The organism is Mesorhizobium sp. B2-6-2 (assembly GCF_006440615.1).
GTDB lineage: Bacteria > Pseudomonadota > Alphaproteobacteria > Rhizobiales > Rhizobiaceae > Mesorhizobium.
Genome location: NZ_VFUG01000006.1, coordinates 294,760 through 312,561, shown reverse-complemented (window position 1 = coordinate 312,561; position 17,802 = coordinate 294,760). Strand labels below are relative to the sequence as shown.

The 17,802-nt window shown below is 64.6% G+C and carries 18 protein-coding genes; 4 read left to right on the top strand and 14 right to left on the bottom strand.

Going from position 1 to position 17,802, the window contains the following annotated elements:
• From FJ419_RS15910 to FJ419_RS15900, 3 genes are all read right to left on the bottom strand, one after another.
• Positions 1-1,233: histidine kinase dimerization/phospho-acceptor domain-containing protein (locus FJ419_RS15910; protein ID WP_140694798.1), on the bottom strand; the 1,233-nt coding region annotated here is incomplete at its 3' end.
• 8 nt (positions 1,234-1,241) lie between these two features.
• The gene (locus FJ419_RS15905) at positions 1,242-1,916 is read right to left on the bottom strand and encodes a response regulator transcription factor (RefSeq protein WP_040991372.1); all 675 of its coding nucleotides are present in this window, start codon (positions 1,914-1,916) and stop codon (positions 1,242-1,244) included.
• 198 nt (positions 1,917-2,114) lie between these two features.
• Positions 2,115-3,665, bottom strand: coding sequence for a Do family serine endopeptidase (locus FJ419_RS15900; RefSeq protein ID WP_140694795.1), 1,551 nt, complete (start codon positions 3,663-3,665; stop codon positions 2,115-2,117).
• A gap of 130 nt (positions 3,666-3,795) precedes the next feature.
• Here FJ419_RS15900 and FJ419_RS15895 point away from each other — a divergent pair, with 130 nt between their 5' ends.
• Positions 3,796-4,002 (top strand): hypothetical protein, encoded by a 207-nt coding sequence (locus FJ419_RS15895; RefSeq protein WP_140546514.1) that lies wholly within the window; start codon positions 3,796-3,798, stop codon positions 4,000-4,002.
• A gap of 274 nt (positions 4,003-4,276) precedes the next feature.
• Here FJ419_RS15895 and FJ419_RS15890 read toward each other — a convergent pair whose 3' ends face one another.
• The 9 genes from FJ419_RS15890 to FJ419_RS15855 form a co-directional block, all read right to left on the bottom strand.
• Positions 4,277-4,738, bottom strand: coding sequence for a cytochrome c-type biogenesis protein (locus FJ419_RS15890; RefSeq protein ID WP_140694792.1), 462 nt, complete (start codon positions 4,736-4,738; stop codon positions 4,277-4,279).
• Entirely contained in the window at positions 4,735-6,720 is a 1,986-nt protein-coding gene (locus tag FJ419_RS15885; RefSeq protein ID WP_140694789.1) for a heme lyase CcmF/NrfE family subunit, read from the bottom strand. The genes FJ419_RS15890 and FJ419_RS15885 overlap by 4 nt, the downstream gene beginning before the upstream one ends.
• Positions 6,721-6,785: 65 nt before the next feature.
• Positions 6,786-7,226 (bottom strand): cytochrome c maturation protein CcmE, encoded by a 441-nt coding sequence (gene ccmE, locus FJ419_RS15880; RefSeq protein ID WP_140546178.1) that lies wholly within the window; start codon positions 7,224-7,226, stop codon positions 6,786-6,788.
• Positions 7,227-7,230: 4 nt separating this feature from the next.
• Positions 7,231-8,364 carry a c-type cytochrome biogenesis protein CcmI gene (gene ccmI / locus FJ419_RS15875; protein ID WP_140694786.1) on the bottom strand — a complete coding sequence of 378 codons (1,134 nt, stop codon included), beginning with the start codon at positions 8,362-8,364 and terminating at the stop codon, positions 7,231-7,233.
• Between the two features lie 129 nt (positions 8,365-8,493).
• Positions 8,494-8,931, bottom strand: coding sequence for a hypothetical protein (locus FJ419_RS15870; protein ID WP_140694783.1), 438 nt, complete (start codon positions 8,929-8,931; stop codon positions 8,494-8,496).
• A complete protein-coding gene (locus FJ419_RS30780) occupies positions 8,928-9,071 on the bottom strand; it encodes a hypothetical protein (protein WP_181170713.1) in 144 nt (47 codons plus the stop codon). The genes FJ419_RS15870 and FJ419_RS30780 overlap by 4 nt, the downstream gene beginning before the upstream one ends.
• Positions 9,068-10,456, bottom strand: coding sequence for an ATP-binding protein (locus FJ419_RS15865; RefSeq protein ID WP_181170712.1), 1,389 nt, complete (start codon positions 10,454-10,456; stop codon positions 9,068-9,070). The genes FJ419_RS30780 and FJ419_RS15865 overlap by 4 nt, the downstream gene beginning before the upstream one ends.
• 22 nt (positions 10,457-10,478) lie before the next feature.
• Positions 10,479-11,144: a response regulator transcription factor gene (locus FJ419_RS15860; RefSeq protein ID WP_140694777.1), complete on the bottom strand. Its 666-nt coding sequence runs from the start codon at positions 11,142-11,144 to the stop codon at positions 10,479-10,481.
• Between the two features lie 64 nt (positions 11,145-11,208).
• Positions 11,209-11,508 (bottom strand): hypothetical protein, encoded by a 300-nt coding sequence (locus tag FJ419_RS15855; RefSeq protein ID WP_095766886.1) that lies wholly within the window; start codon positions 11,506-11,508, stop codon positions 11,209-11,211.
• Between the two features lie 216 nt (positions 11,509-11,724).
• Here FJ419_RS15855 and FJ419_RS15850 point away from each other — a divergent pair, with 216 nt between their 5' ends.
• A complete protein-coding gene (locus FJ419_RS15850; RefSeq protein WP_140694775.1) occupies positions 11,725-12,111 on the top strand; it encodes an ester cyclase in 387 nt (128 codons plus the stop codon).
• A gap of 19 nt (positions 12,112-12,130) precedes the next feature.
• Here the strand turns inward: FJ419_RS15850 and FJ419_RS15845 are convergent, their stop codons facing one another.
• Positions 12,131-12,538, bottom strand: a complete 408-nt coding sequence (locus tag FJ419_RS15845; RefSeq protein ID WP_140694772.1) for a DUF3168 domain-containing protein — start codon at positions 12,536-12,538, stop codon at positions 12,131-12,133.
• Positions 12,539-12,681: 143 nt separating this feature from the next.
• Positions 12,682-14,235, bottom strand: coding sequence for a trimethylamine methyltransferase family protein (locus tag FJ419_RS15840; protein WP_140694769.1), 1,554 nt, complete (start codon positions 14,233-14,235; stop codon positions 12,682-12,684).
• Positions 14,236-14,583: 348 nt separating this feature from the next.
• On the opposite strand from FJ419_RS15840, the gene FJ419_RS15835 reads away from it, so the two are divergent.
• Together FJ419_RS15835 and FJ419_RS15825 are read left to right on the top strand one after the other, a co-directional pair.
• Positions 14,584-15,291, top strand: coding sequence for a hypothetical protein (locus tag FJ419_RS15835; protein WP_181170711.1), 708 nt, complete (start codon positions 14,584-14,586; stop codon positions 15,289-15,291).
• A 351-nt stretch (positions 15,292-15,642) separates the two neighbouring features.
• Entirely contained in the window at positions 15,643-17,802 is a 2,160-nt protein-coding gene (locus FJ419_RS15825) for a penicillin-binding protein 1A (RefSeq protein WP_140694766.1), read from the top strand.

Sequence of the window (17,802 nt, the reverse complement as noted above, 5' to 3'; positions counted from 1 at the left end):
CTGCAGCACCACACGCACTTTCGGCGCCTCGGCGGCGTCGGTCGAGTATTTAATGGCGTTGTCGACGATGTTGGACAGCGCCTGGCCGATCAGCTCGCGATTGCCGTTGATCGTGAAGGCCTCGGACACGGTCGTTTCCAGCGCAACCCCCGCCTCCTCCGCCACCGGCTCGTAGAGCTCGACGACATCGCTCACGGTCGCGGCGAGATCGACGGGACCGGTCTGTTCCGAGGAGTAGCCGGCCTCCAGGCGCGAGATCATCAGGATAGCGTTGAACGTCTTGATGAGCTGGTCGGACTCCGCAATCGTGCCTTCAAGCGCCTGGCGGTACTCCTCCGTCTTGTGCCTGCCGGCGAGCGTCGCCTCGGCGCGGTTGCGCAGCCTGGTCAGCGGCGTCTTCAGATCATGGGCGATGTTGTCGGAGACCTGCTTCAGCCCCTCGTTCAACATGGCGATCCTGGCCAGCATCGAATTGAGGTTTTCCGAAAGGCGGTCGAATTCGTCGCCGGCACCGGTGACCGGCAGCCGTCCGGACAAATCGCCCCCCATGATGCGGCGGCTGGCGTCGGAGACGCTGTCGATGCGCTTCAGCGCGGCGCGCCCGACAAAGAACCAGATCAGGATGCCGCCCAAACCCATCATGCCAAGCGCCAGCGTCAACGCGCGGCTGATGACGGCGCGGAAGCGCTCGGGCTCGCCGAGGTCGCGGCCGACCAGCATGATCATCTGGTTAGGCAGCCTCAGCACCAGCGCGATGGCGTTGTGACCCTTCTCACCTGTCGATTGCGGAGTGTTGCCCTCGTTGGCCGGAGGCGTGGCCTGGTCCGAACCGCCGCTGCGCAGCCGATCGAGCTCGCCCTCGCCAAAGCGCTGGTAGGAAAAAGGGTCCGTCGTCCAGCCCTCGGTCTCGATGACCCCGGGCTCCAGGCTCTGCACATTGCCGGTCAAGATCTGGCCGTTGGCGTCGGCGATCAGATAAAGATTGGCGCCGGGCTGGCGCGAGCGGGCTTCGACGACGCGCACCAACACCGGCAGGCCGCCGCGCTGATAGGCGCGGGCCAGGCCCAGCACCTCGTCGTTGATGGTCTCCTGCGTCTGCGCGGTCAGCATGCGCGCCGAGAGCGACGTCATGTAGAGGACGAGGAGCACCGCGCAGAGCGCGAAAAGCAGAAGATAAAGCGCCGAAAGCCGGGCCGCCGTCGTCTTCATGATGGCCGGCAGGGACAATGCCATAACGGGTTCTAGCCGCCCTTCAGCATGTAGCCGGCGCCGCGGATCGTGTGCAGGATCGGCTTGTCGAAGCCTTTTTCGATCTTGCCGCGCAGGCGCGAGACGTGGACGTCGATGACGTTGGTCTGCGGATCGAAATGATAGTCCCAGACATTTTCCAGAAGCATGGTGCGCGTCACCACCTGGCCGGCATGGCGCATCAGATATTCGAGCAGGCGGAACTCGCGCGGCTGCAGCGTGATCTCTCGGCCGGCGCGCTTGACCGAATGCGACAGCCGGTCGAGCTCGAGATCGCCGACGCGGTAGACCGTCTCGGACTCGCGCGCGCTGGCGCGACGGTTCAGCACCTCGACGCGGGCCAGCAATTCGGAAAAGGCGTACGGCTTGGTGAGGTAATCGTCGCCGCCGGCGCGCAATCCGGTGACCCGGTCGTCGACCTCGCCCAGCGCCGAAAGGATCAGCACCGGCGTGGTGTTGCCGCGCGAGCGAAGCGCGGCGATCACCGACAGGCCGTCGCGGCGCGGCATCAGGCGGTCGACCACCATCACGTCATAGTCGCCGGCATCGGCGAGCGCGAAGCCGGTCTCGCCGTCGCCAGCGACATGGGCGGTGTGGCCCGCTTCGGCAAAGGCTTTCTGCAAGTAGTCCGCCGCCTCGCGATCGTCTTCCATGACGAGAATCTTCATGGGACCGTTATACGCGATTTCAGTGGAAGGTTGAGGGGCAGCCATATCGTGTTGCCTTCAAGTTAAAACGGCAGCGGGTGATGGGAAACCCGCTGCCGCCAGGAGCGAAACACGGTGACTGACTTACGTGCTCGGCCCCATGTTTCCCCACGGCGGCTCGGGGTGTTGATGCCGCCATGGGGAAGCTGAAAGTCGATGTCAGCCCTTGCCGACCGGCAGCGCCACAAAGCGGTTCGAGTCGTCGCGGGTGATCTGCATCAGCACGGCCTTGCGGCCGGCCTTTGCGGCATCCGTCATCGCCTTGGACACATCGTCGGTGGTGTTCACGTCGTTCGAATTGATCGAGGTGATGACGTCGCCTGGCTGGATGCCGCGGTCGGCCGCGTCGCTGTCGGGATCGACGTCGGTGACCACGAGGCCCTTGCCTTTTTCCGCCTTGGTGACGGTCAGGCCGAGATCGGCAAGCGTGTCGGCCTTGGCCGCCGGCGCCGACTGCTTGTTGCTGTCGTCGTTCGAAGCCTGCTTGTCGCTTGTCGGCAGCGTGCCGAGATCGACCTTGACCGTCTCGTCCTTGCCATTGCGCCAGACGGTGACGTCGACCGATTTGCCCGGCGCGAATGCACCGATCATGCGGGCGAGTTCCTTGGGCGAGGCGACATCCTTGCCGTCGATCTTGGTGATGACGTCACCAGCGACGATACCCGCCTTCTTGCCCGGCCCGCCATCCTGGGCGCTTGAGACCAGCGCGCCCTTGTCCGACTTCAGGCCGAGCGACTCGGCGATATCGGAGGTGACCGGCTGGATCTCGACGCCGAGCCAGCCGCGCTGGACCGAGCCGCTCTTCATCAGGTCCTGGACGACCTGCTTGGCGGTCGAGGCCGGGATGTCGAAGGCAATGCCGACGCTGCCGCCCGACGGCGAGAAGATGGCGGTGTTAATGCCGATCACCTGGCCGTTGAGGTTGAAGGTCGGGCCGCCCGAATTGCCGCGGTTGACCGAAGCGTCGATTTGGATGAAGTCGTCATAGGGGCCGGCGCCGATGTCGCGGCCGCGGGCCGAGACGATGCCGGCGGTCACCGTGCCGCCAAGGCCGAAGGGATTGCCGACGGCAACCACCCAGTCGCCGATGCGGATCTTGGAATCGTCGGCGAAGTCGACATAGGTGAATTTGTTGCCGCCGCCATCGACCTTGAGCACCGCGAGATCGGTGCGCGGATCGGTGCCGATCAGCTTGGCGTCGAGCTCCTTGCCGTCATTGGTGACGACGCTGAAATCCGAGCCTTCCGAGACGACGTGGTTGTTGGTGACGAGATAGCCGTCCTCGGAGATGAAGAAGCCCGAGCCCTGAGCGATCGGACGCGGCTGGCCATTGCCATGGTTGCGGTGGTCGAAGCGGCGCATGCCGAACTGGCCACCCTGGTCACCGAAGCCACGGAATTCCTTAAAGAAGCGGCGCAGCTGCGGACTGTCGGGCAGGTTGTCGAAACCATCCTGATCGTCGGAACCATCGTCGGCCGTCGGCTGGATCTTGGCCTTGACCTTCACGCTGACCACCGCCGGCGAGACATGCTCGACGACGTCGGCGAAGCTCGGCACCTGCGGGGCTTCGACGCGCACGGCATCGGCCAGCACGGGGGCGGTGCCGGTGGCAAGCGCGCCCGCGCCGACCGCACCGATAACGGCCAGGGACGCTGCAGTCGCCATTAGGCGCTTTCGGGTGGAGGCAAATGAATTGGGGGCATTATTCATGGGGTTTCCTATCCTCTATCGACGCGGATGCGCTCAGGCGAAGCATCCTCGGGCAAGAGGATTAGAGAGCCGCACATTACGGCGCCATTTCCGGTACATGAAAGTTTTGTAATGTTGCGGATCGGCGACGATGCGCGAGATCACGAGGTTCAAAATGACCAAAGGCCATAGCAACCGAACTCGAGTCTCAGTCGATTGGAAGACCAAGGTGATCGAAGGCATCAAGCGCGGGATAGCCGACGCAAAGGCAGGCCGTGTGGTGTCTCACGAGGTTGCGATGGCGGAAATCGATGCGGTGATCGTGGCCGTGGACGCTGAGCGCACAGGCAAGGTGTGAGGTATGCCACGCGTTCGGAGGCTTGGCGTCAGCACCCGCGACTTCGTCATTCCAGGGCGAAGCAGGAGCGAAGCTCCGTCGCGGAGACCCTGGAATCCATGCCGTTACCTCGCGCGAGGGTTGCAGTAGAGCGGAAATTCTGGACGGCCGCGACGCCTCGAAATCACGGAATGGATCCTCGGGTCCGCGCGCGTCGCTTCGCTCCTTGCTTCGCCCGTGGATGACGACGACACAGGGGTCTCGGCCAACCTCCGAGGTCCGCAATTCATGTGCGTTAATCGCTAAGGATCGTGTCCAGCGCGGCCTGCTCTTCGGCCGAAAGCGCGGTCGATGCGGGGCGGCGCGAGCGGGCGCTGAATACGATGAAGATGCCGCCTGCGATAAGCAGAAGCACCGGCGTGCCCCACAAAAGCGCGTTGCGCAGGCTGAAACGCGGCTTGAGCAGCACGAACTCGCCGTAGCGCGAGACGATGTAATCCATCACCTGCTGGTCGCTGTCCCCGGCAACGAGGCGCTGGCGCACGAGGACGCGCAGGTCGCGGGCAAGATCGGCGTCGGATTCGTCGATCGACTGGTTCTGGCAGACCATGCAGCGCAGGCCTTCGGACAGCGCACGCGCCCTCGCCTCCAGCGCCGGGTTCTGCAACACCTCGTCAGGCTTCACCGCCTGGGCGGCGCCGGCGAAGAACAGCGCCAGCAGCAGGATCAGCGAGGCGAGTGAAAATCTTGCCTTCATGGCAAGGCCGCTGCCGCTACTGCAGGCTTGCGCCGCTTTGCCGGCGCGCCGACGCGCAGGCGGCGGTCGAGCAGCGACATGGCGGCACCCGCCATCATCACCAGGCCGCCGCCCCAGATCAGCGTCACCAGCGGCTTCCACCAGAGGCGCACGACGACGGAGCCGTCATTGTTCTCGTCGCCGAGCGACAGATAAAGCTGGCTCAAGCCGATCGTCCTGATGCCGGACTCCGTCGTCACCGTCTGGCGCACCGGGTAGAAACGTTTGGCCGACGTGATCGCGCCATCGGCGTTGCCGTCGGCGCCCATAAGTAGGAAGCGGCCGCGATCCTCGGTGAAGTTCGGACCCTTTTGCGGTAAGAGCCCTTCGAAGCGCAGCGTGTAGCCGGAGAGTTCCACCGTCTCGCCGGGATGCATGCTGAGGATTTTCTCCGTGCCGAAGCAGAGCGTGCCGACGATGCCGAGCAAAGTCAGCCCGAGGCCGAGATGGGCCAATGCCGTGCCGAAGATGGAGCGCGGCAGGCCGGCGAAGCGGCGAAGCATGGCGGCCGGCGCCACGGAGCCGAAGCCGGATTTGACGGCAAGGTCGGTCAGCGCGCCGGCGACCAGCCAGACGGCGAGGCCGACGCCGAGCGCTGCGAAGACCGAGGCGCCGTCGATGAACAGGCCGGTGACGAGCATCGCGGCGATCGCCACGGCGAAGGCCGCCATCAGCCGCTGCGAGGCGGCAATGACGTCGCCGCGCTTCCAGGCGAGCAAGGGGCCGAACGGCACGATCGCCAATAGCGGCAGCATCAGCGGGCCGAAGGTCAGATCGAAGAACGGCGCGCCGACCGAGATCTTGCCGCCAGTCAGCGCCTCCAGTGCCAGCGGGTAAAGCGTGCCGACCAGCACCGTTGCTGTGGCGGTGGTGAGAAAGAGATTGTTCAGCACCAGCGCGCCCTCGCGCGAGATAGGATGGAACAGGCCGCCCGCCGTTAGCCGCGAGGCGCGCAGCGCAAACAGCGCCAGCGAGCCGCCGATGAACAGCGTCAGGATGCACAGGATGAAGACGCCGCGCGCCGGATCGGTGGCGAAGGCGTGCACCGACGTCAGCACGCCGGAACGCACCAGGAAGGTTCCGAGCAGCGACAGCGAGAAGGTCAGGATGGCCAAGAGCAGCGTCCAGATCTTCAGCGCCGAGCGCTTCTCCATGACGATGGCCGAATGGAGCAGCGCGGTGCCGGCGAGCCAGGGCATGAAGGAAGCGTTCTCGACCGGATCCCAGAACCAGAAGCCACCCCAGCCAAGCTCGTAATAAGCCCAATAGGAACCCATGGCGATGCCGCCGGTCAAAAACATCCAGGCGACCAGCGTCCAGGGTCGCACCCAGCGTGCCCAGGAGGCGTCGATGCGCCCCTCGATCAACGCCGCGACCGAGAAGGAGAAGCAGATCGAGAAGCCGACATAGCCGAGGTAAAGCATCGGCGGGTGGATGGCGAGGCCGAGGTCCTGCAGGATCGGATTGAGGTCGCGGCCTTCGATCGGCGCCGGATTGAGGCGGATGAACGGGTTGGATGTCGCCAGGATGAACAGGAAGAAGGCGGCGCCGATCATGCCCTGCACGGCCAGCACATTGGCCTTGAGCGTCGCCGGCAGATTGTTGCCGAAGACGGCGACAAGCGCCCCGAAGAAGGTCAGGATCAGCACCCAAAGCAGCATCGAGCCTTCGTGATTGCCCCAGGTGCCGGTGATCTTGTAGATCATCGGCTGCAGCGAATGGGAGTTCTCCCACACGCTCGCCACCGAGAAGTCCGAGCCGGCATAGGCGCCGGCAAGGGCGGCGAAGGACAGCGCGGTCAATGCGAAGCCGGTGACCGTGACCGGACCGCCGACCGCCATCAGCCGCTGGTTGCCGGTGCGGGCGCCGACCAGCGGCACCAGCATCTGCACCAGCGACAGCGCGAAGGCGAGCACAAGAGCGAAATGTCCGGTCTCGACCATTGGTTACCTGTTCTCTCGCAGGTTCTGATCGCAAAACCGAATGGCACTTTTGCGGAACCTGCTCATCAGTTCGTGCTTTCCTGCCAAACACCCTTGGCCTTGAGGCCGTCGGCGACTTCCTTGGGCATGTAGCGCTCGTCATGCTTGGCCAGCACGCTGTCGGCGACGAAGACGCCGTCCGGGCCGAAAGCGCCCTCGGTGATGACGCCCTGCTCCTCGCGGAACAGATCGGGCAAGATGCCGGTATAGGTGACCTTGACCGATTTCTGCTTGTCGGTGACCGAGAAGGCGACGGTGGCGCCTTGCCCGCGCATGATGGTGCCCTTCTCGACGAGACCGCCGAGCCGGATGCGCTGTCCGGGCGGCACGCTTGCCGTGGCGAGATCGGCCGGCATGTAGAAATAGGAGGCCTTCTGTCCCAGCGCATAGAAGGTGAGGCCGGCAGCGGCGCCGAGGAAAGCCAGCCCCGCCAGGATCACCGACAATCGCTTCTGCTTGCGCGTCATTGCCTTACTCCGTCGCCGTCACGCCGAGCGAGGCGGCGAAGGCGGTGAATTTCCTGGCCTGTTCACTGTCCGCCCCAAAGGCGGCGACAGCACGGCCGAGCGCACTGCGCGCCTGGTCGGCCTTGCCAAGCACGACATAGGAACGGATGAGCCGCATCCATCCTTCCTCGTCGCGGGGATTCTGCTTCAATTTGTCGTCGAGACCGGCGACCATGGTCTCGATCATCGCCTGCCGGTCCTGCGGCGACATCTGCTGCGCGGCTTCCGCCTGTTGCGCGTCCGGGCCGTTGGCCGGCGCGTCAGCGACAGCCGGGCCGCCCGCCTCGGCAAGCGCCTGCTGGACGGCGCTGCGCCAGGGCGAATCCGGCGCGAACTGGCCGAGCATCTTTTGCCAGGCGGCAACGGCATCGGCCTTCTTGCCTTCCTGTGCCAGGCCCACCGCCAGATAGAAATTCGCCTTGGCGTTGGCCGAATCGAGCTTCAGGGCCGCCTCGAAGGCTTTTTGAGCGTCGGCCGAAACGATGCCGCCGGCAGCGCTGGCGATCGCTTCGCCGAGACCGGACTGGCGCACCGCGCTGTCGCCGTCGAGGCGGATGGCGTTGCGATAGGCAGTCACGGCGTCGGGAAAGCGCTGCAGCCGAAGATAGATCGGCGCCAGCACGTCCCAGCCCTTGCCGTCCGACGGATTGGCGGCGAGATGGGCTTCGGCGCGGGCGACCAGCTCGTCGACCGAGGCATCGGCCGGGTTCTTGGCCAGACGTTCGGCCAGCGGCTGCGAAGGCAGATCGGGAGAGCCGAGCATTCCGTAGAGCCCCCAGCTCAGCAGGGGAACCGCAAGCACGGCCACGCTGGCGACCCACCTGGCGCTGCGCGCAGGCTTGGGTATTGCCGCGTCCGGCTGCACGGCCGCGCCCAGGCGCAGGATGCGGCGGCCGATCTCGGCACGCGCCTCGTCGGCCTCGCCGGGCTGGATCAGGCCGCGCGCCATGTCGCGGTCGAGCTCGGACAGCTGGTCGCGATAGACTTCGAGATCGTGATCGCCGGCCGACGACGCGCCTTTCATGCCGCCGGTAAGCGGCAACAGCACGGCCAGGCTGGCGCCCAGCGTGAGGATTGCGGCTATGACCCAGAACAGCATGGCCCTTCCAATAAAGGCAGAGCCCTGCCCTGCCAACACGGACGTACTGCGACGCTTTGACGGCAGACGCGCCGTCCGACCTTGATCGAGGTCAATCCGACCGAATAACCGGGCCGGCCGGGTTTCTTTCTAGGTCAGCGGCGTCCAGCTGCCGTCGGCGTTGCGGCAGGCAGTGCCGCGCGCGGTGACATCCGCGCCGCTCGTATAGACGGTGTGGGTGTACTGGCGGCAATCCTGCGAGCCGACCCGGTAAGGCTGGGCAGCGACGACCTCGCCATAATGCGAGGAGTTGTCGCTCTTCCACGTCACCTTCTGGCCGCTGGTGTTGTATTCCAGCGCCTTGTATTCCGCTTCCAGGCCCTTGCGCTTTTCGGCATCGCTGAGGCCCGAACCGATCGACCCGCCGATAAGCCCGCCATTCATGGCCGAAACGATACCGGTCGACACCTTGCCGCCGGTCGGCGGCGTGGAAACAGGCGTGACGGGAGAGGTCGGACCACCGTTGCCCAGGGTCGTGCAGCCGGAAACGGCGAGCAGGGCGGAAACGAGCGCGACGCGGATCTTCATGCCGACAACCGGTTCTCTTCAGCGGGATGGAACTGGATGGACTGGGGGCGCGCCATCGGGAGGTTTTCATCGCCATAGTGTTGATATTTGTCGGAAATTTGGCCGTCGGCCGCTGCTCGCAAATCGATAAAAAACATCATTGAAGGCTCCGCAATCTCACCACCGCCCTCAAGCCGCCCATGCCGGACCGCTCCAGCGCCAGCGAGCCTCCATACTCGTTGACGAGGTCGGCGACAATGGCCAGCCCGAGCCCTGTTCCCTGCTTCGTCTCGTCGAGTCTCTTGCCACGTTTCAAAACTTCCCGCGCGCTATCCTCGGGAATGCCCGGGCCATCATCCTCTATAACGATTTCGAACACGTTGCTCATTCCCGGTGCAAGCGCGACCGAAACGGCAACGGCGCTCTTTGCCCATTTCATCGCATTATCGAGCAGGTTGCCGAGCAGTTCCTCCAGGTCCTCGCGCTCGCCGGCAAAGACGATTTCCGCCGGCGGCAGCGACAGCGTCAGCCTGGTTTGCGGATTGAGTTTCCGCAACACGCGCACCATGCGCTCGACCAGCGGCGAAACCGGCGTGCGGAAAACGACGCTGTCGCGCTGCGCGGCGACGCGGGCGCGCTGCAGATAATGGTCGACCTGCTTCTGCATGGAGGCGGCCTGCTCGGCGATCAACTGGCCCTTGGCGCCGCCGAGCGCGCGGCCCTCATTGATCAGCACGGCTAAAGGCGTCTTCAGCGAATGGGCAAGGTTGCCGACCTGCGTGCGCGAGCGCTCGACGATGCGCCTGTTGTTCTCGATCAGCGCATTGGTCTCGCTGGCCAGCGGCTCGATCTCGGCCGGGAAGCTGCCGTCGAGCCGCTGCGCGGTGCCCTCGCGGACCATTGCGAGCGCATTGCGGACCCGGCGCAAAGGCTGGAGACCAAGCAGGATGGCGATGGCATTGATGGCGATCATGCCGACGCCGAACAGCGAGAGATAGGTGAGCAGGCGACGCTGGAAGCTTGCGATCTCCTGCTCGAGCTCGCTGTGGTTGCCCATGACACGGAAACGCGCAGCGCGGTTCTTGGCGTCGAGCACGAACTCGCTCTCGAACACTTCGAGCTGCTCGCCCTTTATGCCATCCATCGAGTAGCTGCGCTGGAAGTTCGCATTGAACGGGACGTCCGCGACGCTCGGCGACAGGAGTGAGGTCGTCATCGAAGAGGAATGGATTTCGCCATGCACGCCTTCGGAGGCAGGCTCCACCGACCAGTACCAGCCGGAATTCGGCTCGGAAAAGCGCAGGTCGCCGAGGTCGGGCGAGCCAGTCAGCGCGCCGTTGTCGGAAATGCCGACGGAGCCGATCAGGTTGAACAAATGCGCCGAAAGCAGGCTGTCGAAGCCGCGCTCGCTGGCCTGGCGGTAAAGCGTGGTGATGAGGGTGAAGATGACGACCAGAGTCAGGATCGCCCAAATGGTGGAAAAGGCGATGACGCGGAAGGTCAGCGAGCGCGGCCAGAGCCGCAGCTTCGAAAGCCGCGTTTCCATGGTTGGCTTCAGCGGTTCCGCGTCACGCCTCCGGCTCACGCATGCGATAGCCCATGCCACGCACGGTTTCGATCATCTCGATGCCCATCTTCTTGCGAAGCCGGCCGACAAACACTTCTATCGTGTTGGAATCGCGATCGAAATCCTGGTCGTAGAGATGCTCGACCAGCTCGGTGCGCGACACCACCTCACCCATATGGTGCATCAGATAGGCGAGCAGCCGGAACTCGTGCGAGGTGAGCTTGAGCGGCACGCCGTTGACGTCGGCCTTGGACGCCTTGGTGTCCAGGCGCAACGGCCCGCAGGTGAGTTCCGACGAGGCATGGCCGGCCGCGCGGCGGATCAGCGCCCGCACCCGCGCCAGCACCTCCTCGATGTGGAAGGGTTTGGTCACATAATCGTCAGCGCCGGCGTCGATGCCGGCCACCTTGTCGCTCCAGCGGTCGCGCGCGGTCAGGATCAGCACCGGCATCTTGCGGCCGCCGCGACGCCAGCGCTCGACGACGCTGATGCCGTCCATCTGCGGCAGGCCGATGTCGAGGACGACGGCATCGTAAGGCTCGGTGTCGCCGAGGAAGTGCCCCTCCTCGCCGTCATAGGCGCGGTCGACCACATAGCCGGCGTCGACCAGCGCGTCGGCCAGTTGCCGGTTGAGATCCTTGTCATCCTCGACGACGAGCACGCGCATGGGGTTGAAGCCTGTTGTTGGGTAGACCTATAGGCCGATTCCGCCAGCCTGGGAAACGACAGGGTCAGCCCATCGGAACGACGATTTCCGAGCGGCGGGGACGCTGGCCTTCCTTGCCGGGAACCAGAACGACGATCACGCAGACCTGCTGGCCACCCCGCGTCGCCTGCGAGGCCTTGGCCAGCGTGCCGCCATTCTGCGCAGCGACCTGCTGGCCGATGGCGTAGCAATCGCTGGCGGCGAGCACCACCGGCCGATCGACCGACGGCTCGGTGACCGGCAGGGCAATCGCCTGCGACGCAAAGAGGCCGGCTGCGGCAAGCGCCAGCACTGCTTTGCGGAGATGAGGGCCAAACTTTTTCATGATCACGGTTCTAACGCATATGGGCTGAACGTGAAATGAACGGTGAACGATCGAAAATCCATGCCCGCCATACCCCCCATGGACGCCAACGCTCCCTCAAGCCCGGGTGCAAATTCATAGCCGGAAAATCAGTCGGTCCGCTACGCTTTTCGGCCTGCCGATTCCGCGCCCCGCGCTACCTAGTGTAGAAATACCGGACGGCCATGGGAGGATGCGATGACGCGTGAAGATTTTGCCGATCTCTACCGGGGCTACATCGCCTGCCTTAACGAGCAGGGCTGGGGCAATCTCGGCCGGTTCGTCGGCGAGGAGGTGCAGTATAATGGCGAGACGATCGGGCTGTCGGGGTATCGGCGCATGCTGGAAGGCGATTTCGAGGCCATCCCCGACCTGCGTTTCAACATCGAGCTTCTGATCTCGGAGCCGCCGCGCGTGGCGGCGCGCCTGCATTTCGACTGCCATCCCAAAGGCGTGCTGTTCGGCCTGCCGGTCCACGGTAGGCGCGTCAGCTTTGCCGAAAACGTCTTTTACGAATTCCACGACAGCCGCATAAGGGAGGTCTGGTCGGTCATCGACAAGGCCGCGATCCAGGCACAGCTCTGACTTGGGGACCGGCAATTCCTCAGGCGCCTTCCTGCGTCAAGGCGCGGAAGCGCAGCAATCCATGATAGACCGCAAGATCCTCGTCATAGCGCGCCTCGGCGAATTCCAGGGACAGGCCCGTCTGGCCGCGCGGGCCGATGGACAGCGCCGCGCCATCGAGGCTCGCCTTGATGCTGTCCATGATGAGGCGTGTCTCGGCCTCGCCCTGGGCTTTCGACCAGATGTGCAAGGTGACCAGCTGGTCACTGTCATTGTCCGCGCCGGTCTCGAGGTCGAAGGCGCTGGTGCGGCCGTAGGTGACGTTCGGAAAGGCGGCCTTGTCGCTCGCCTGCTCGAGCAGGCCTGCGCCGCCGAGCAGCGCCGACAGCGACGCATCGGTCTTCAGCCTCAGGAACAAGGCCTGCATCAAATCGCCAGGCGCCGTCATCTACCGTCCATCGCCAACACATGTCTCCGCGCCGCAGCCAATTCCGGCAGCGTAGCCGCGCTCGCGATCCGATGCCAGATCGCAAATCGATTTGAGTATAGCGTGAAGGGCGAAGGTCTCGAATTTATTACGTTTTCGTCAAATCATGAGACTGGAGCCGCCCCGCCTTCTGCGGTGCGCCTGGCAATGAACTCGTCGAGCGCGCCCGCAGCGGCGGCAGCGGTGACCGGCGGCTGGAAGTCGGCGACAATCCGCTTCCAGATGCCGGTCGCGCGCTCCGTGGCTGTCTTGCCGCCGGCCTGCGTCCAATTGCCGAAGTTCGACCGGTCGGCCACCAGCGGCTCGTAGAAGGCGCTGCGGTAGCGCGTCATGGTGTGGGCGGCGGAGAAGAAATGACCTCCGGGCTGCACTTCGGCAATCGCATCGAAGCCAATTGCGTCCTCGTCGCCCGGCGTCGCGGCGCAAAGCTCGGCGACCGTCTGCAGCGCCTCGACGTCGGTGATCAGCTTTTCCAGCGAGACGCTGAGACCGCCTTCCAGCCAGCCGGCGGCGTGGATGCAGACGGTGGCGCCGGCCAGCACCGAGCCCCACAGCGCGAACTGGGTCTCGTGCGCGGCCTGCGCATCGGAGACATTGGCGGCGCTGCCGCCGCCGGAGCGCCAGGGCAGGCCGATGTGGCGAGCTAGCTGCCCCGCCCCAAGCGTCGCCTTGACGTGCTCCGGCGTGCCGAAGGCCGGAGCGCCCGACTTCATGTCGACATTGGACGAGAAGGAGCCATAGACCACCGGCGCGCCAGGCCGCACGATCTGGGCCAGCGTCAATCCGGCGAGCGCCTCGGCATGCTGCAAGGTCAGCGCGCCGGCGACCGTGATCGGCGCCATTGCGCCCGCCAGGCAGAATGGCGTGATGACCAGGACCTGACCGGCCTTGGCGAAGTCGATGATGCCTTGCGCCATCGGGATGTCCAGCTGGCGCGGCGAGTTGGTGTTGATGACGGTGTAGCAATAGGCACCGGCGCGGAACTCGTCCTGCGAGAGGCCGCGCGCCAGGCGGATCATCTCGAAGCCGTCCTCGACCTGCGGCGTGCCGCGCGCGAAGACGAAGGGGAGCTTGTCCGACAGCGTCAGCTGCGCCCGGTTGACGGCATAGTGGCGGAAGCGATTGTCGAGTTCCTGCGGCTCGACGCAAGGCCCGAGCATATGCAGGACGTCGAAATGCTGGACCAGCTTAATGAATTCCTCGAAGGCGGTGAGCGTTCCCGGCCGACGGCCGCGCTCGAGATCGGTGACATTAGGGGCTCCGGAGCCGGCCAGGAAGGTCATCGAGCCGAGCTCGAGCGTCAGGTCGCGGGAGCGGTCGCCGCCGAGTGCCGGAATCGCGCGCGGCGCCGAGGCGAGCGCGGCTTCGACCATGTCGCGACCGATCCTGACCATCTGGCTGTCTTCGTCGACCAATGCACCGGCCTTGCCGTAGATCGTCCGCGCCTCGGGCAGCAGCACCTTGATGCCTAGCTCCTCCAGCACGCGCAGCGCGGTAGCGTGGATGGCCGCGACCTCATCGTCGGAAAAGATCGGCTGCGGCAGGAACGGGTTCTTCAGCGACCGGTAATTCGGATGGCGGCTCGACTCGCTGCCGGCCTCCCCAGTGCGTCCCCGGCGGCGCTCGCGCCTGAGATCGCGTGCGGCTTCCTCAATCATGGCGGTTCCTCCTCATTGCCGCATCGCCTTGCCTTCGGCGTCGTAGGGGCGAGGCCGCGATGACGCGCGCTGGCCGTTCCACCCCGACAATGTGTACGGAAAGCTCGGTCCCCTCCCCGGCTAAACCGTCATCGAGCAACGCCAGGGCGACGCTCTTAGCGACCTTGCAGCAATGCACCCTGCCGGCGCGGAGGTTCCCATCTGTTCGTTCAAGCCGGCGATCGTCGGACACCCACGTCTCGCGACTCTACGAAGAATCGGATGCATTTTGGAACAATTACAGATTGTTTCAGTTCAACGTGCATCACAAAGCCACGTCATTTCAAGGCAGTGAGTTGACGGCATCCAATGGCGACGGGCGAGGACAAAACCAGTGATCAAACCCTGCAATTCCTCACGACCGAACATTTCGTGTTGCAGACGGCGCGGTCGGCCACCATCCAGGAAGCCAATTCGCGCGCAGACCTTTTCCTGACCGCCGTTTCCAGCGCGACCGTCGCGCTGGCATTCGTCGCTCAAGTGACGCGCATGGGGCAGCCATTCGTTTTTTTCAGTCTGATCCTGCTTCCCTGCCTGTATTTCATCGGCATCGTCACCTTCGTTCGGGCGGTCCAAGTCGCAATCGAGGACATGGTCCTCGCACGTGGCATGGCTCGCATCCGGCACTATTTCGTGGAGACGGCTCCAGGCGTGGAGAAATACTTGATCCACTCCCGTCACGACGACGAGGAGGCATTGCTCGTCAGCAAAGCCCTTCATTCCTCGCACTGGCAGTCATTCATGAGCACAGCGGGAATGGTGAGCGTCATCGCCAGTGTCATCGCAGGTGTTTTCGCCGGCGTGCTGGCGAAAGCCGTCGCAGTCCTGGGGTTCGTTCCGGCAACCGGAATTGGCATGTTGGTATTCGCCGTCAGCGTCTTCGCCCTTCGTCGATACCAAGAGACTAGATGGGATGCTGTCGAACATATGCTGGACGTGCGGTTTCCAAGCACCACAGCTGCCTCCCGTGGCGCCGGCCGTTCAGATGAACGGGGTCGAGAGCACCCCGAACCATGATCGTGCATAATCGTGCAAGTCTATGAATTCGCGCGGCAAGAATGGGCCAACCGCGCGTGAGAGACGCCTCGATGCGGCAAGGCGCGCGTCAGCCATCTCGCCGCCTATCTGCGCTCCTTCGTCGGCGATAAACCGACCGAGGCGGATGTGGTGCATTTTATGCGATTCATCGCGGCGCGGTGATATCGATCGGCCGTTGACGGCCAGCCCACCTCCAATCAACAAAGCTCGTGCTGTGGCTTCGCTGCCCTTGTGACCGGTGATAAAATGGTCGAATAGTTTGACAGGGTGCCACCCTGAAACTGCCCGCATGCTGTTTTCGGGCGAAAGCGCGTTGGGGCGGAAGTCGGAATGGCAAGTCCTTCGAAACCAAGCAAGAGGAGAAGAGGCCGCATCGCTTCGGCGCTGCTCGGCGCCGACGCTTGGTTCGATACCTCGCTCTACGAGATCGGCTTCAAGGCCCGCGAATTCTGGGAAGCGGCGACCATCTTTTCCCGCCGTTTCCGGGTGCATGGCTGGCGCCGCACGGTCATCGAGGTGCTGAGCGAAGGGTTTACCATGGGCGCCGGCGGCTTCGTGGTGCTGCTCGCGCTCGCTATGCCCGCCTTCGACATCACCACCGGCGACTGGCGCAGCCAGGGCGACTTCGCCGTGACCTTCCTGGACCGCTACGGCAACGAGATCGGCCAGCGCGGCATCATCCAGCGCGATTCCGTGCCGGTCGACGAGATGCCCGACATCGTCATCAAGGCGGTGCTGGCGACCGAGGACCGGCGCTTCTTCGACCATTACGGCATCGATGTCCTCGGCCTGTCGCGCGCGATCTTCGAGAATGTGCGCGCCAACTCCGTGGTCCAGGGCGGCTCCAGCATCACCCAGCAGCTCGCCAAGAACCTGTTCCTGTCCAACGAGCGCACCTTCGAGCGCAAGATCAAGGAAGCTTTCCTGTCGCTATGGCTGGAAGCGAACCTGTCCAAGAAAGAGATCCTGCAGCTCTATCTCGACCGTGCCTATATGGGCGGCGGCACCTTCGGCATCGAGGCGGCGGCGGATTTCTATTTCGGCAAGAGCGTCAAGGATCTGAGCCTCGCCGAAGCGGCGATGCTGGCCGGCCTGTTCAAGGCGCCGACCAAATACGCCCCGCACATCAACCTGCCGGCCGCCCGTGCCCGCGCCAACGTCGTGCTGTCAAACCTGGTCGATGCCGGTTTCATGACCGAAGGCCAGGTGCTGCAGGCGCGCCTGCATCCGGCCGACGTCGTCGATCGCGGCGAGCAGAAGAGCCCGGATTATTTCCTCGACTGGGCCTTTGACGAGGTCAAGAAGATCGCCAAGCCCGGCCAGCACTCGCTGGTCGCCCACACCACTTTCGACGCCAACATCCAGAAGGCGGCCGAGGAGTCGGTCGAGTTCCATCTTCGCCAGTTCGGCAAGGAATACAATGTCACCGAAGGCGCGGTGGTGGTGATCGAGACCAACGGCGCGGTGCGCGCCATCGTCGGCGGACGGGACTATGGCACCAGCCAGTTCAACCGCGCCACCAAGGCTCTGCGCCAGACGGGTTCATCCTTCAAACCGTATGTCTACGCCACGGCGATGGAGCACGGGTTCACGCCGGACTCGGTGGTTTCCGGCGGCGCGATCAGCTGGGGCAGCTGGTCGCCGCACAATTACAGCGGCGGATCGGCCGGCAACGTGACGCTGCTCACGGCGATCGCCAAGTCGATCAACACGGTGCCGGTGCGGCTCGCCAAGGATTACCTCGGCATCGGCCCGATCAAGGCGATGGCCGAATCGATGGGCGTGGAATCGCCACTGGAAGCGCACAAGACCATGGTGCTCGGCACATCCGGCATGACGGTGATGGACCAGGCGACGGGCTACAGCGTCTTTGCGCAGAACGGTTTCGTCGGCTCGCGCCACGGCATCACCCAGCTCGTCACCCGCACCGGCGACGTGGTCTACGACTGGGCCAAGGACGCGCCGCCACCGCACCGCGTGCTGTCGGAAAAGGCGCTGAAATACATGAACACCATGCTGGCGGCGGTGCCGGTTATCGGCACCGCGAGACGCGCCCAGCTTCCGAACATCGTCGTTGCCGGCAAGACCGGGACGACGCAATCCTACCGCGACGCCTGGTTCGTGGGCTTCACCGGCAATTACACGGCCGCAGTCTGGCTCGGCAATGACGACTTCACGGCGACCAACAAGATGACCGGCGGCTCGCTGCCGGCGATGGTCTGGCAGCGGCTGATGGTCTACGCGCATGAGAACATCGATCTGAAGCCTATCCCCGGGCTCGATCATCCTTGGGTCGATCCGGAGGTCGCGGCCAAGGCCGAGGAAGCGGCCAAGAAGGAAGCCGACGCGGCGGCGGCGCAAGCCGAGGCCGAACGCCCGCCGGTGCTTTCCAGCCGCACCAGCCAGACGCTGCGGGACATGACCAAGGCGTTCCAGGCCGCGCCGGCAATCGAAGCGCCCACCATGCCGGAGACGCTTTCGGCGCTTTAG